This is a genomic window from Bacillus sp. JK62 (assembly GCF_053663455.1).
Map to the genome: position 1 here is coordinate 635,788 of NZ_JBSJQA010000002.1, position 13,453 is coordinate 649,240.

At 49.0% G+C, this 13,453-nt stretch carries 20 protein-coding genes; 11 read left to right on the plus strand and 9 right to left on the minus strand.

The features are described 5' to 3' along the window. The first annotated feature begins 7 nt into the window (after positions 1–7). The 3 genes from dsdA to ACWJJ4_RS08225 all read left to right on the plus strand — a co-directional run bounded on the left by dsdA (position 8) and on the right by ACWJJ4_RS08225 (position 2,806). The gene (gene dsdA / locus ACWJJ4_RS08215) at positions 8–1,357 is read left to right on the plus strand and encodes a D-serine ammonia-lyase (protein ID WP_182068944.1); all 1,350 of its coding nucleotides are present in this window, start codon (positions 8–10) and stop codon (positions 1,355–1,357) included. A 75-nt stretch (positions 1,358–1,432) separates the two neighbouring features. After that, the gene (coaA, locus tag ACWJJ4_RS08220; RefSeq protein ID WP_077722554.1) at positions 1,433–2,392 is read left to right on the plus strand and encodes a type I pantothenate kinase; all 960 of its coding nucleotides are present in this window, start codon (positions 1,433–1,435) and stop codon (positions 2,390–2,392) included. A gap of 24 nt (positions 2,393–2,416) precedes the next feature. Further along, on the plus strand, positions 2,417–2,806 hold the full coding sequence (locus ACWJJ4_RS08225; protein ID WP_025852786.1) for a VOC family protein: 390 nt from the start codon (positions 2,417–2,419) through the stop codon (positions 2,804–2,806). 1 nt (position 2,807) lies between these two features. On the opposite strand, the gene ACWJJ4_RS08230 is transcribed toward ACWJJ4_RS08225, so the two are convergent. The 5 genes from ACWJJ4_RS08230 to ACWJJ4_RS08250 form a co-directional block, all read right to left on the minus strand. After that, positions 2,808–2,975 (minus strand): DUF4083 family protein, encoded by a 168-nt coding sequence (locus ACWJJ4_RS08230; protein WP_024085556.1) that lies wholly within the window; start codon positions 2,973–2,975, stop codon positions 2,808–2,810. Positions 2,976–3,066: 91 nt separating this feature from the next. Beyond that, positions 3,067–4,137, minus strand: coding sequence for an AI-2E family transporter (locus ACWJJ4_RS08235; protein ID WP_077722553.1), 1,071 nt, complete (start codon positions 4,135–4,137; stop codon positions 3,067–3,069). Between the two features lie 73 nt (positions 4,138–4,210). Then, the gene (locus ACWJJ4_RS08240) at positions 4,211–4,417 is read right to left on the minus strand and encodes a YqzH family protein (RefSeq protein ID WP_003153294.1); all 207 of its coding nucleotides are present in this window, start codon (positions 4,415–4,417) and stop codon (positions 4,211–4,213) included. A gap of 99 nt (positions 4,418–4,516) precedes the next feature. Further along, positions 4,517–4,861 carry a YolD-like family protein gene (locus ACWJJ4_RS08245; protein ID WP_071391657.1) on the minus strand — a complete coding sequence of 115 codons (345 nt, stop codon included), beginning with the start codon at positions 4,859–4,861 and terminating at the stop codon, positions 4,517–4,519. A gap of 14 nt (positions 4,862–4,875) precedes the next feature. Next, entirely contained in the window at positions 4,876–6,102 is a 1,227-nt protein-coding gene (locus ACWJJ4_RS08250; protein WP_094247816.1) for a DNA polymerase IV, read from the minus strand. Between the two features lie 215 nt (positions 6,103–6,317). Between ACWJJ4_RS08250 and ACWJJ4_RS08255 the strand changes: the two genes are divergently transcribed. The 5 genes from ACWJJ4_RS08255 to ACWJJ4_RS08275 all read left to right on the plus strand — a co-directional run bounded on the left by ACWJJ4_RS08255 (position 6,318) and on the right by ACWJJ4_RS08275 (position 8,759). Beyond that, entirely contained in the window at positions 6,318–6,788 is a 471-nt protein-coding gene (locus ACWJJ4_RS08255) for a GNAT family N-acetyltransferase (RefSeq protein ID WP_003153297.1), read from the plus strand. A gap of 12 nt (positions 6,789–6,800) precedes the next feature. Next, a complete protein-coding gene (locus tag ACWJJ4_RS08260; protein ID WP_003153298.1) occupies positions 6,801–7,145 on the plus strand; it encodes an antibiotic biosynthesis monooxygenase family protein in 345 nt (114 codons plus the stop codon). Beyond that, on the plus strand, positions 7,142–8,110 hold the full coding sequence (locus ACWJJ4_RS08265) for a GNAT family N-acetyltransferase (protein WP_146284403.1): 969 nt from the start codon (positions 7,142–7,144) through the stop codon (positions 8,108–8,110). The genes ACWJJ4_RS08260 and ACWJJ4_RS08265 overlap by 4 nt, the downstream gene beginning before the upstream one ends. Before the next feature lie 72 nt (positions 8,111–8,182). Further along, positions 8,183–8,545 (plus strand): iron-sulfur cluster biosynthesis family protein, encoded by a 363-nt coding sequence (locus ACWJJ4_RS08270; protein WP_014305346.1) that lies wholly within the window; start codon positions 8,183–8,185, stop codon positions 8,543–8,545. Next, positions 8,520–8,759, plus strand: coding sequence for a DUF2552 family protein (locus tag ACWJJ4_RS08275; protein WP_003153307.1), 240 nt, complete (start codon positions 8,520–8,522; stop codon positions 8,757–8,759). The genes ACWJJ4_RS08270 and ACWJJ4_RS08275 overlap by 26 nt, the downstream gene beginning before the upstream one ends. A 39-nt stretch (positions 8,760–8,798) precedes the next feature. Here ACWJJ4_RS08275 and ACWJJ4_RS08280 read toward each other — a convergent pair whose 3' ends face one another. Then, the gene (locus ACWJJ4_RS08280) at positions 8,799–9,713 is read right to left on the minus strand and encodes an alpha/beta hydrolase (RefSeq protein WP_025649815.1); all 915 of its coding nucleotides are present in this window, start codon (positions 9,711–9,713) and stop codon (positions 8,799–8,801) included. A gap of 122 nt (positions 9,714–9,835) precedes the next feature. Between ACWJJ4_RS08280 and ACWJJ4_RS08285 the strand changes: the two genes are divergently transcribed. Beyond that, positions 9,836–10,060, plus strand: a complete 225-nt coding sequence (locus ACWJJ4_RS08285) for a YqkE family protein (RefSeq protein WP_070082061.1) — start codon at positions 9,836–9,838, stop codon at positions 10,058–10,060. Positions 10,061–10,092: 32 nt separating this feature from the next. On the opposite strand, the gene ACWJJ4_RS08290 is transcribed toward ACWJJ4_RS08285, so the two are convergent. Beyond that, positions 10,093–11,013 carry an aldo/keto reductase gene (locus ACWJJ4_RS08290; protein WP_173613022.1) on the minus strand — a complete coding sequence of 307 codons (921 nt, stop codon included), beginning with the start codon at positions 11,011–11,013 and terminating at the stop codon, positions 10,093–10,095. 62 nt (positions 11,014–11,075) lie between these two features. Next, positions 11,076–11,198 carry a Z-ring formation inhibitor MciZ gene (gene mciZ, locus ACWJJ4_RS08295; RefSeq protein ID WP_003153315.1) on the minus strand — a complete coding sequence of 41 codons (123 nt, stop codon included), beginning with the start codon at positions 11,196–11,198 and terminating at the stop codon, positions 11,076–11,078. Positions 11,199–11,276: 78 nt separating this feature from the next. Here mciZ and ACWJJ4_RS08300 point away from each other — a divergent pair, with 78 nt between their 5' ends. Further along, the gene (locus ACWJJ4_RS08300; RefSeq protein WP_003153317.1) at positions 11,277–11,831 is read left to right on the plus strand and encodes an NUDIX hydrolase; all 555 of its coding nucleotides are present in this window, start codon (positions 11,277–11,279) and stop codon (positions 11,829–11,831) included. Further along, on the plus strand, positions 11,831–12,994 hold the full coding sequence (locus ACWJJ4_RS08305; RefSeq protein WP_454021570.1) for a TIGR00375 family protein: 1,164 nt from the start codon (positions 11,831–11,833) through the stop codon (positions 12,992–12,994). The genes ACWJJ4_RS08300 and ACWJJ4_RS08305 overlap by 1 nt, the downstream gene beginning before the upstream one ends. A 10-nt stretch (positions 12,995–13,004) precedes the next feature. On the opposite strand, the gene ACWJJ4_RS08310 is transcribed toward ACWJJ4_RS08305, so the two are convergent. Further along, positions 13,005–13,358: a helix-turn-helix domain-containing protein gene (locus ACWJJ4_RS08310; RefSeq protein WP_003153320.1), complete on the minus strand. Its 354-nt coding sequence runs from the start codon at positions 13,356–13,358 to the stop codon at positions 13,005–13,007. Positions 13,359–13,453 lie beyond the last annotated feature (95 nt).

Below are 13,453 nucleotides of genomic sequence, written 5' to 3' on the forward strand. Positions count from 1 at the left end.
GAAAGGAATGTCCGACCGGGATATACACAAGGCATTGATGGCAGAGCCTTTAGTCAGGCAAATGGCGGAGGCGTGTGAAGTATTTTGGATCAACCCGCATAAAACCGATGATCCAGTAAAGAATGGCGCTGAATGGAAAAAGGAGATTGCCGAAGCGGAAGAAAGGCTGCGCCGGTTTGCGCCTTATATCGCGTCGGCTTTTCCGGAGACGGAAGCGGCGGGAGGCCTCATTGAGTCTCCGCTTGTCTTCATCAATGAAATGAAAAAGCGTCTGGAACAAAGCGCCGCTCAGGCTTTCCCCGGGCGTCTGCTTTTGAAATGCGACGACGAACTTCCGATTTCCGGTTCCATTAAAGCGCGCGGCGGGATTTACGAAGTGCTGAAGCATGCCGAAGACCTCGCGGTAAAAGCGGGAATGCTCTCAACAGACGATGATTACAGCATATTGACTGAGGAACGGTTTACCGCTTTTTTCTCAAAATACTCTATAGCCGTCGGTTCTACGGGCAATTTAGGTCTGAGTATCGGCATAATCGGCGCGAAGCTCGGCTTTTGTGTGACAGTTCATATGTCCAGTGACGCAAAGCAGTGGAAAAAGGAGCTGCTCCGGGAAAAGGGGGTTCGCGTCATCGAATATGAAGCAGACTACAGTCTGGCTGTCAAAGAGGGGCGCATGCAGGCGAAGCAGGACCCTTATTGTTATTTTATTGATGATGAGCATTCCCGGGATCTGCTTTTGGGGTATGCCGTTGCGGGAAGCCGTGTGAAAAAGCAGCTCAATCAAATGAACATAAAGCCTGGTGCAGATGAACCGCTTTTCGTTTATTTGCCGTGCGGGGTCGGAGGAGGCCCGGGCGGCGTCGCGCTTGCGCTAAAGCTGATCTATGGCGAGCATGTCCATATTTTTTTCGGTGAGCCGACGCATTCACCGTGTATGCTGTTAGGACTGTTTTCCGGCTTGCATGACGGAATCAGCGTGCAGGATATCGGCCTTGATAATCAAACAGCCGCCGACGGACTTGCGGTAGGAAGGCCGTCCGGACTGGCCGGCCCTCTGATGGAGCCTATACTCAGCGGCTGTTATACCGCTGATGACGGCACGCTTTTTTCGCTGCTTTATCAATTAAGAGCGGCCGAGAATAAGAGCCTTGAACCCTCTGCACTCGCCGGTATGGCCGGAGCCGTCAAGTTCGTTCAGACCGAAGCCGGTAACCGTTATATAAAAGAGCGGGGGCTTGAGATGGAAAATGCCGTGCACCTTGTGTGGAGCACCGGCGGAAGCATGGTTCCCAAGGAGGAAATGGAAGAGTACAGCCGGATCGGTTCCTCATTTGTGAAAAAAATGGGCAGACAGTGAGGCGGTTTTCCGTTACAATCTTTGTAAGCGTTTGTTTTTTAATCGGAAAGCCATACAGAGAGATTGGTGTGAATTGTGAAAAGTAAAGAATTGAACTTACATACATTGTATACGCAGCACAGCCGCGAGTCGTGGGCCGGATTCGGCGGCCATCTTTCCATTGCCGTTTCAGAGGAAGAAGCCAAGGCCGTAGAGGGGCTGAATGACTACCTATCGGTGGAAGAAGTAGAAACGATTTATATTCCGCTTGTGCGACTGCTCCATCTTCATGTCACGTCTGCCGCAAGACGGAATCAGCATGTCAACGTGTTTCTGAAACATCCGCATTCAGCGAAAATCCCGTTTATCATCGGAATCGCGGGCAGCGTCGCCGTCGGCAAAAGCACGACGGCGAGAATTTTGCAAAAGCTTCTTTCCCGTCTGCCGGACAGGCCGAAGGTGAGCCTGGTGACAACCGACGGTTTCTTATATCCGACGGCGGAATTAAAAAGGAAAAACCTTCTGTCCAGAAAGGGATTCCCGGAAAGTTACGACGTGAAAGCGCTGCTTGAGTTTCTGAACGATATAAAGTCAGGGAAAGAGAGAGTGGAGGCACCGCTATACTCCCACCTTACCTATGACAGGGAAGAGGGCGCCGTCGAGGTTGTCGAAGGTGCGGATATCGTTATTATCGAAGGAATCAATGTCCTGCAGTCGCCGACCTTAGAGGACGACAGGGAAGATCCGCGGATTTTTGTATCCGATTTCTTTGATTTTTCGATCTATGTGGATGCCGAAGAAAGCCGGATTTTCACGTGGTATTTGGAGCGTTTCCGCCTCTTAAGAGAAACCGCTTTTCAGGATCCGGCTTCTTATTTTCATAAATTTAAGGATTTGTCTGATGCAGAAGCGGATACCATGGCCGCCTCCATTTGGGAGAGCGTCAACCGTCCGAATCTGTATGAAAATATCCTGCCGACAAAATTCAGATCGGATTTGATTTTGAGAAAAGGTGACGGCCATAAAGTTGAAGAGGTGCTGGTAAGGCGGGTGTGATATGAGGAGGAAGCGAATATTATGATGCATCATATTGAATTGTATGTATCTGACTTGAAAGCCTCCGCCCGGTTTTGGGGATGGTTTTTAGGTGAGCTCGGTTATAGGGAGTTTCAAAATTGGGACTCCGGCATCAGCTGGAAAAACGCAGGATTTTATGTTGTGCTTGTACAGACAGAGGAGCGTTTTTTAACACCGGAGTACCACAGATGCCGGGTCGGGCTGAACCATCTGGCTTTTCATGCTGCATCAAGAGAGCAGGTTGACGAGATGACGGAAAAGCTGCTTGCCAGAGGATGCCCCGTGCTTTACAGGGACCGCCATCCATATGCAGGCGGAAGCACGCATTACGCCGTATACACGGAGGATCCGGATCGGATAAAGGTGGAGCTGGCTGCGCCTGCCTCTGAATGAACTATAACTTCTCGTTTTTTTCTTCGCGCAGCGCGTCGAGTTTCTTTTCGATTCTGTCCAATTGTATGCGGCGCTGCTTCAAGCTCCTGAATACGTATATCACGGCAAACAGGAAAAATGCGGCTGCAATAAATGAGATCAATTGAAAAATGACATCACCGATGTTCATCTTTTTTACCTCCGTGTGCGGCGGGCTTCTTCAGCCCGCCGTTTTTTCATTTTAACCGATGTGAAGACATGGGGGATGAATCATTTCTCTCTTAGCTTTGTGTTTTTCTGAGAATGAATAGTTTCTGCATGTGGCTTATGACCACTTTTGCGGCCGCATATCCCGGAATGGCCAGCAGCATCCCGGCAATTCCTGAGAATTTGCCGGCGGCAAGCAGAAGAAAAATAATGGTCAGCGGGTGAATGTCCAGCTTCCGTCCCATAATTTGCGGGGAAATCAGCTGGCTTTCAAGCTGCTGGACAATGACGACGACCGTAATCACCAGCACCGCCTCGGTCGGTGAATCAAACAATCCGACAATGACTCCGGGAAATGTGCCGATCCAAGGCCCGATAAACGGAATCAGATTTGTCACCATGGCGAACGCGCCCAGAACGAGCGGATAATCGAGCCCGATGATAAAATAGCCGATTGTGACGAGAACGCCGACACAGAAACTGACGAGCAGCTGTCCTTGTATGTATGAACTGAGAGCTTCATCCATGTCCCGAAGGATTTGTTTTCCTTCTTTTTGATGTTTTTCCGGAAGAAGCCGCAGCAGTCGCCGGGGGGCTTTATTTCCTTCTTTTAACATGTAATACAGCGCAAACGGAATAATGGCTGCGGTGATGGCGGCATTGGCAGCCGTACCGGCCAGACTGCTGAGAGAATCAGCGATTGAACCGGAATAATTTGCGGCTTTGTCCGCTAATTTTTTAAAGGAATCCCCATGCTGAAGCCTGGAAAACCATTTGCTGTCCTGAAGGTGTCCGATCCAATTTTCAGCTTTTGCGGAAAGCTCTGGAATATGATCTGTGAAGGCTGTAAACTGTTTTTGAACGGCAGGGCCCGCCGTATACAGGAAGAGGACAAAAAGGCCGGCTGCTCCCGCATAAATCGCTAAAATCGCGATTCCTTGGGGCAGCTTTAATTTCGCATGCAGCAGTCTGACGAGCGGGCGGCACAAATAGTAAAGGACGCCCGATAATACAATGGGCGGAAACAAGGTTTTAACCGTAATCACAACAGGCTGGAACAAAAAGTCTATTAATGTTCCGAGATAAATGATGAGAAATAACAGAAGAACGGCATAACCGATCTTGAAATAAGGCCCGACAGGCATATCCTGCACCACGCAATCTTTAAGGGTTTACTCTCGGACGTTTCCCTTATCGCCCAGTGCATAAACGTCCGTGTCAGGAAAACTGCCCCTGATTGGTGACGTAATCGTAGATAATATCTTCTACATGGGCATGGAGATCCTCATCGGGTTCTTCATTCCTTCTTTCTTCTAAAGCTTTTTTTAAACTCTGTTTTTCATAGGGGCTCAGCGGATCTGTCGACACATTCCGTCCATACTGGCGGAGGGCTTGTCCCAGCATTTTTTCTATAAATTGATCCATCATATATTCTCCTATTCTTGTCATTCATCTTTATTCTACTAAATATCATGTGATCCTCCCACTCTTCTATCATATTTTCTGTCAGGACGATTTAGGCTCTTATTCCAGTTCAGCCGAGAGAATAAGATGAAACGGCAGCGTTAACGCATCTTCATCGTTTATGATTTTTAAACGTTTTTCGTCATGCCTCACTTGTTTTACCCATCCCCAAAAGCGGCGGGGGCCGTGTGCTGAAGCATAGGTGACCGAGATGGCTCTGTCTTCTTCAATCGACGCCGCAATGATGCGGTTCATGTCGTTCAGTTGCTCTTCGCTCAGTTCCGGAGGCCGGAATTCCCGTTCTTTTCGTTTTTTTGCAAGCAGCTGCTCCCGATGTTCGGGCAGCATCATCCGGCTTGATTCCCACATGACATTATACCCGGGTGTTAATTTGTTCGGATTCATGTATATCACCTCAATTATTTGTAATGCCCGCCGATTTTTTCAGCCCGGTGAAAGGCTTGGCCGGCCTCTGTCAGCGAAGCGGCATGGAGGAGCGACGCAGGGCCGTACCGCTCATGAATATCATCCAATACTTTGCCGAGACTGATCTTTTTTTCCTGAGCATCAAACAGGCTCAGCTGAACATAATCACAGGGCTCCAGCTGGGAAAGGGAGACGCCGGCGCTGCGGACGGGCTCACCGTTCCAATGCTCTTTGAAGAGCTTGACCGCCGCTTTAAAAATATCCATTCCGAAATTAGTCGGAGAGACCAGCTTTCTCTGTCTGTGAAAACCTGAAGGGAATTCAAAATCAGCGCCTCTGATGCTGACCGAAACCGTATGGCCGATGTATTGTTTGAAACGGGCGCGGCGGGCCACTTCTTCGCTTAACTCCAGCAGCACGACTTTGATATCCTCAAAGCGGCTGTAGTCTCTCGGGAGGGTCATGTTATGGCCGATCGCTTTTTGCCGGCTGTGCGTGTTGACGGTGACCGGAGAGGGATCGATGCCGCGGGCTGTCCGCTGAAGCAATTCGCCGTTAATGCCCCAGCGTTTTTTCAGCAGTTCGGCGGGGTGCACGGCAAGCCCGCCGATTGTGCTGATGCCCATCCGTCTTAAATGATGCTCCATCCGTTTTCCGATGCCGAATAATTTTCCGACCGGCAGCGGCCACAGATCCTCCCTGATATTTGACATATCCAATCTGTAGATGCCGGATGCGTTTTTTTTGGCAAAATGGTCGCAAGCCATTTTCGCGAGCGCCTTATTCGGTCCGATGCCGACACGGGCATAAATTCCGAATTCACGCATAATCGCTTGCTGAATGCTTTCGGCAATTGTAAAAGGATCACCGAACAGCCGCCTGCTTCCGGTCACGTCGAGAAACTGCTCATCGATGGAGTAGGGTTCTACAAGATCGGTATATCGTTCAAACAGTTCGGTAATCACGACGGATACATCAATATACCGCTGCATCCGCGGACGGACAATAACGGCGTCGGGACATTTGGCCTGCGCTTCCCACAGCCGTTCGGCATTTTTTACGCCGTATCGTTTGGCGAGCGGACAAGCCGCAAGCACGACGCCGCTGCGTCTTTCGGGATCTCCCGAGACAATCACGGGCCGGCTTTTGAGATGAGGCGCTTCCGCTTTTTCTACAGACGCATAAAACGATTGCATATCAACAAGAAGAATATCAGCCATAAAAAAACCTCCGGGAACATTTGTTCTGTTTTTCATTGTACCCGAACAATGATCACGTTTATACTGGTAATTCATTCCCCGGTTGGAAGACGTGCTGATTCGTTTGCTTGAAAAGAAATCATTTACAATTGCAAACAACCCACATATAATTTTTTATATTCCAATGAGAAGAGCTGACATTCATTTTGCCGGACGAAAAGGAGAGTCAATCGATAATGGATATTCGAACAATTACCTCTGAAGACTATGAAATGGTTACGTCTGTTTTGAATGAATGGTGGGGCGGCAGGCAGATGAAAGACAAACTGCCGCGCTTGTTTTTTGAACATTTTCAGGACACGAGCTTTATCACGTACGGGCCGGAGGGAATGACCGGTTTTTTAATCGGTTTTCAGTCACAATCAGACCCTGAGACAGCCTACATTCATTTTTCCGGTGTGCATCCGGATTTCAGAAAAATGCAAATTGGAAAACAGCTCTACGATCGATTTATGGAGACGGTGAAAAAAAGGGGCTGCACAAAAGTCAATTGCGTGACGGCGCCTGTCAATAAAGTATCAATCGCTTATCATACAAAATTGGGCTTTGAAGTTGAAAAAGGAACCAAAACCGTAAACGGAATCCCTGTTTTTGCGAATTATGACGGTCCGGGAGAAGACCGGATTCTGTTTGTGAAATATATGTAGAGGGGGATGAATATGGGTTTTTTAGCTGACACGCCCAAACCGCCCTATTATGCGGTCATTTTTTCATCAATAAAGGGAAAATATGATGAGGAATATGAGCATACGGCAGAGCGCATGATGAATTTGGCAGGCGGACAGCCGGGCTTTTTAGGCGCGGAAAGCGTTCGGGAGGAAAACGGCTGCGGCATCACGGTTTCCTACTGGGACAGCCTGGAGGCGATTAAAAGGTGGAAAGACCATACTGACCACCGGGCGGCAAAACAAAAAGGAAAAAGCGCCTGGTATGAAGCGTACGCGGTCCGCATTACGAAGACGGAGTCACAGCGGATGTTTGCGTCAAAAGGGGCGGAAGATTGATTACATTTTTACGGCATACACAAGAACAGACGGCGCGGGAAATTGCGGCGGTTCAACGTTGCTCTTATCAAAAAGAAGCCGAGCTGATCGGCTTTTTCGGCATTCCAGCCCTGCATGAAACACCCGGTGACATACAGAGGTCACGGGAGACGTTTGCCGGTTTCAAGGAAAAAGATCGGCTTGCAGGCGTCATTTCGTATGAAAAAAAGGGGTATGACCTTGTCATATGCAGGCTGACGGTGCACCCGTCCGCCTTTCGGAAAGGAATCGGACGGGCACTTATTCAATTTGTGATAGATCAAAACCGGGACGCCCAAAAAATAGAGGCGGCTACCGCCAGTCAAAACGTTCCGGCAGTCTCTCTCTATTTAAAAACCGGGTTCACAGAAGCCGGACAGACAGAGACGCCGGAAGGGCTGACCCTCTCGTTTTTTCATCTTTATCCGAAGAGGAAAGCGGAAGTTGTTCCGTACAAGCCGGAATGGAAAGAGATGTTTGAAAGAGAGAAGGCGGACTTGATCCGAATCTTCGGCCCCGCTCTTCATTCTGTCAGCCATATCGGCAGCACCTCCATCCCGGGAATGGCCGCAAAACCCGTCATTGATATACTGGCGGAGGTCAAAGATATTTCGGACGCTGACCGATTCAGTCCGCAGCTGGAAGCACTCGGCTATGAGGCGAAAGGAGAAAACGGGATAGAGGGCCGGCGTTTCTTTCAAAAAGGCGGCAGCAAGCGCACACACCACATCCACATATACGAAACAGGCCATCCGGATGTGAAGCGTCATCTGCTGTTCCGGGATTACCTCACTGCAAAGCCTGAAAAAGCGGCTCAATACATGGAACTGAAACGGCGGCTCGCAAAGGCATACCCATACGATATGGAAAAGTATAGTGAAGGGAAAAATGACTGGATCAAGGCGGCTGAACAAGAGGCAAAGGACTGGGAGAGCAGGCTGCTGTAAAGAAAGCAGAAACAATGCATACAGCGGCTCCGGTATGCTACAATGGCGAAAATGAAAAACGGAGGATCATCTATGCAAATACATGTGACGGATGCGGCGAAACACACACTTCAGCAGGCGATGGACGCCAACCCGGGGAAAAAAGCGCAGCTCCGCTATGACGCAGAAGGCTGCGGGTGCGCGGTGAGCGGCGTGCCGACCATCTGGCTGGCGGACGAATTAACGGGACAATGCGAGGCCATTGAAACCAACGGACTTCCGCTTTACATCCAGACCTCACAAAAAGTGTTTTTTGACGAGGAAATGACAATCGATTACAATGAAAAGGCAAAAACGCTCGTCTTAAAAAGCCCGGCAGAGATGCTGAGCCCGAGAATGAGCATATTAGTAAAGCAGGGAGAAACGGAAAGTGAATCAAAAGCTGAAAGCCATTAAACAGACGGCACAGCATAAAACGTGGGTATCCTTTCTGAACAACAACCACCCGTACAGTCTGCTGCACTGGTCCATCGGAGGCGCTGAATCCGTTCAGAAGGATGTCTGGCTGCTTCAGGATGAGATGACCTTCAAAGCGCAGGAGTTTACGACAATCGACCTCGCCATTGACTGGATCGGAGAAAATATGGACGGGATTACCGACGTTTTATGACGGGAAAGCGAAAGAACCAGCATACGTTCTTTCGCTTTTTTACGTTTGCGTCATGGTATCTAAAAAGGTTTGAACGGCTTTGCGGTAGCTCTCCGGATTTTTGGTGTACGACATGGCATGCCCGCCCGATTCGGCCAGATAGAGCATCTTCGGGCCGCGTTTTCTGCGGTGCAGCAATTCGGAAGAAGCGGGAGGTATATAATCATCTTCCTTACTGTGAATAAACAGCACGGGCTGCCGGATTCGGCTGATAACCGATAAAGGCGATACATCACGGATACGGTATCCTTCTCTCATCCGCAAAAAGAAATCAGCCAAAGGCAGAAGCGGCCACGGAGGCAGCCGGAACTCCCGCTTCAGCCTGTAGGCGAGCTGATCGCGAAAGCTTGCGAACGGACAGTCCGCAATATAAAAATCAGCGCCGTTTTCATCCTGATGCCCGCCCGCGTATAATAAGGCCGTCACCGCTCCCATCGATTCCCCGTGGATGCCGATTTGACCGCCGTCTCCCGTTTTGTGTCTCACCCAATTCACGGCTTCTTCCAAATCATCTTTTTCAAAATAGCCGTAGCTCGTCGTTCTGCCGCCGCTTTTTCCGTGCCCGCGGTGGTCATATACGAGCACATTCCAGCCTAAATCTAAAAATAAATCCATGTATTTCAATGAATTGAACGAATTTACGGTAACGCCGTGACAAATAATCATGGTGTTTGCCGTATGATGCGGGGCGACGTAAAAGCCTTTGATCTCATACCCGTGGCGTGACAGGATGACGGCCTCTTCTTTTTCCATGGCCTGAAAGGAATCAAATCTATCATGCCCGTCGGCCGTTTCTTTTTTCATGATATCTTCATCCGTCTTTTTCTTCATAAACATAATCAGATTCGTAAAAGCGAATCCGGCAGCCAAAAAGACTGCGCAAGCCGAACCGAACACCGCCAGCCATTTTTTCACACAGGCACCCTCCTTTCATATGAAAAATCCTTCCTCCGGCTTTTCAGGACCGTGAACGTTGCCGGCCTCCGGCGCTCCGTGGTACACTTGCTTCACCATATTCAGATACGGGGGGCGTAATGATGAAAAAGCAGCTGCCTAAAGAAAAACACAGCTTAAAAGACGATCTGGGGGAAGATCTGAAGGCCAGGCTTTTGCAAATGAAAAGTGAGCTGAAGGAAGAAGACGAGAAAAAACAGGCGCAGCAAAAAGCGGAACAAATCAGAAAACGAAAAGAAAAAGAAAAAAATAAAAGCTTTGAAGAGCTGCTGAATGAAAGCAGTCTCGATTGGCACAAATATAAATAAACCGGCATCTGACAAGGTGCCGGTTTTATTGTTTAAGAACGATGGGCTTCGTATACGTCCCGTTTTGTATGGTATTGCAGGGCTTTGATTTCCTGGCTGCTTAAACGCCGGGCCTCTGCAGCCGAACAGTTTTCTCTCAGCTGCTCAAGTGAGCTGGCTCCGGTGATGACAGAAGCGACGGCCGGCTGTGACAGTAAGTATTGAAGGGAAAGCTCCGTCATGCTCAAGTCAGGTGCGGCAGCGCTGATCGCTTTTTTGGTTTCTTCCAGTTCCGCAAAAGAATATGTTAAATAGCCGTTCTCTTTTACGCTTGCGGCTGCTTGATCAAGCGGTTTTTTCGTAAGAAGCCCTTTAGCGACAGGCCCTCTGGCGACAACGCTGATTCCGTTCTCCTCTAAAAGGGGAAGCCACTCCTCGGGACGCCGGTCCAGCAGGCTGTATTGCATCATAACGCTTGAGATATTTGATTTTTTCACATATTCTTTAATGACATTCGGACGAATCGAGGAAATGCCGTAATACCGGATGACGCCTTCCTGTTTTAAGTCCTCAAACGCTTCGATCGTTTTGTCAATATGATCTTCCATCGTGCCGCCATGCAGCTGATAAAGGTCGATATAGTCCGTTTTCAGCCGGCGCAGACTGTTTTTGACCGCTTCTTTTATGTATCCTTTGGAAGCATCCCAATGCCAGCCGTCTTTATCATCATTCCAGCGGTTTCCGGCTTTCGTGGCTAAAATGATGTCGTGCCTGCGGTTTTTGACGGCCTCCCCGACAATTTCCTCATTTCTGCCGAAATCATAAAGATCAGCGGTATCTAAATAATTGATTCCAAGCTCGATCGCTTCATCCAAAATAGACAGCGCTTCAGCTTTATCCGTGCCCAGCGACATACAGCCGAGCCCGATTTCGCTTATTTCTAAATCAGAATGTCCCAGTGTGCGTTTTCTCATCGTTTCGCTCCTTTTTATAGTCTTTTATTGACCGTAATATAAAGGCGCGAAGTTTTCAACTGTTAAGGCCCGGTGATCCAATCTCCGACATAGCGGAATGTCCGCCCGTATTCTTTCAGTTTAGCCCGCACTTCCCACGCCTTTCCGACCAATACGATACTTTTATCCTTCCGATACACCTTCAATCGAAAAGCACCTCCCTCTCATGCATGTATGATAAAATATATGAGGCATAATAGAGAGACAGAACGGGAGATGACATGATGAAACATTTAGAAGAAAAAACACTTGCGAAAAAAAAGCTGTATGACGGGAAAGTCATAGATCTTTACTTAGAGGATGTAGAGCTCCCGAACGGAAAAACAAGCAAGCGGGAAATCGTCAAACATCCGGGAGCGGTGGCCGTACTTGCGGTGACCGAGGAAGGAAAAATCATTTTGGTGAACCAGTTCAGAAAGCCGCTGGAACGGACAATCGTTGAAATTCCGGCCGGTAAGCTTGAAAAGGGAGAAGAGCCGGAACATACGGCGTTAAGAGAGCTCGAGGAAGAAACGGGATATACGGCGGAAACCTTGACGAAAATCACCGCTTTTTATACATCACCCGGGTTTGCTGATGAAATCGTGCATCTCTTTCTTGCGGAAGGGCTTTCGCCGTTGGAAGAAAAGCGCGAACTGGATGAGGATGAATTTGTCGAAGTCATGCAGGTCACGCTTGAAGAGGCCGTGAAGCTGATTGAATCCCGCAGGGTGTATGACGCAAAAACGGCGTACGCGATTCAGTATCTCCAGCTGAAAGAAGCGCTGAAGGAAAAATGATGAAAACCATCTATGCCGATCTGCATATTCATATCGGCCGCACCTATACGGGAAAACCGGTCAAAATCACCGGGGCCAAAACGTTGACGCTGCATCGGATTTTAGAAGAGGCCAGTGAGGGGAAGGGAATTGAACTATTGGGCATCATCGACTGCCATTCCCCGGAAGTCATAGAAGAAATCGAGCGCGGAATTGATGAAGGCAGATACCGTGAGCTGAAAGAAGGCGGCATCCGGTATCGGAATACGACGCTTCTGTTGGGCAGTGAGCTTGAAATCTATGATCACACATGCCGCGGGCCGATTCACGTTCTCGTCTTTATGCCGTCTCTTGCCGAAATGAAGATGTTTTCTGAGTGGCTCGCAAAAAGGCTTAAAAATATCCATCTCAGTTCCCAGCGTATTTATGAAACCGGTTTGAATCTTCAAAGGAAAACAAAGGAATTGGGCGGGCTGTTTATTCCCGCCCATATGTTCACCCCGCATAAAAGCCTGTACGGAAAAGGGGTCATATCTTCTTTGACAGAAGTTTTCGACCCGGCGCTCATTGACGCGGCGGAACTCGGGTTAAGCTGTGACACCGACATGGCTTCGCGGGTAACGGAACTTGATCCGTATACATTTTTAACAAATTCTGATGCGCATTCCTTAGGAAAAATCGGCAGAGAATATAATGAAATGCTTCTTAAAGAAGCGAATTTCACGGAATTTTCGCTGGCTTTAAAAGGGAAGGACGGAAGAAAAATCACGGCGAATTACGGGCTGAACCCGAAGCTCGGGAAGTATTACCGGACGGCTTGCGACCGCTGCGGCAGCCCGGTTGAAAAAGGAGCTTCCGCCTGTCCGGAGTGCGGGGGGAAAACAATGACAAAAGGGGTCAGTGAACGGCTGGAGGAACTGAGCGGACCGAAAAAAAGCCGCGTGCCGCGGCCGCCGTATATTCATCAGATCCCGCTGCAGTTCATTCCGGGGGTCGGGCCGAAAACGTTAGACAAACTGAAGCGGGCTTTCGGGACGGAGATGGCGATTCTTCATCAGGCGCAAGAAGAGGAATTGGCGCGTGTCGTCCAGCCTAAAATAGCGGCTGTCATTCATAAAGCGCGCACCGGGCAGCTTGTCCTTGAGGCCGGGGGCGGAGGGACGTACGGCAGAATCAAGCCGTAAAAGCCGGTTATTAGCGGAGCTCCTCCTGCACCTTCTTTTTCGTGCGGACAAACGCAATCAATTCGATGATTTCATCCTGATTCAGCGGCTGTCCGTCAACGGTCAGTGTGCCGCGGCCTTGTGCGGCGTTTGTTAATTCGATGGTCTGGGTAAACGGCTCCGCCTTTTTTTCAGTGCGCCCCAGTAAATCGTCGCACGTCGTGTCAAACAGATCGGCAAGCGTGCCCAGCGCCTCGAATGACGGACGCCGGTATCCTGATTCATACCCGGCGTACGTGCTTTTGGCGATGCCGAGACGGTCAGCCGTATATTGAAGAGACCAATTTTTCTTTTTTCTCAGTTCAGTTAAACGATCTAAATTCATATTCAAAACCGCTCCTTTTCACTTGAGCAAATTATATCATATCGATATGCAAAAGTGTACGCGAATTGAATAATAATCACTTGATTAATTTCAAT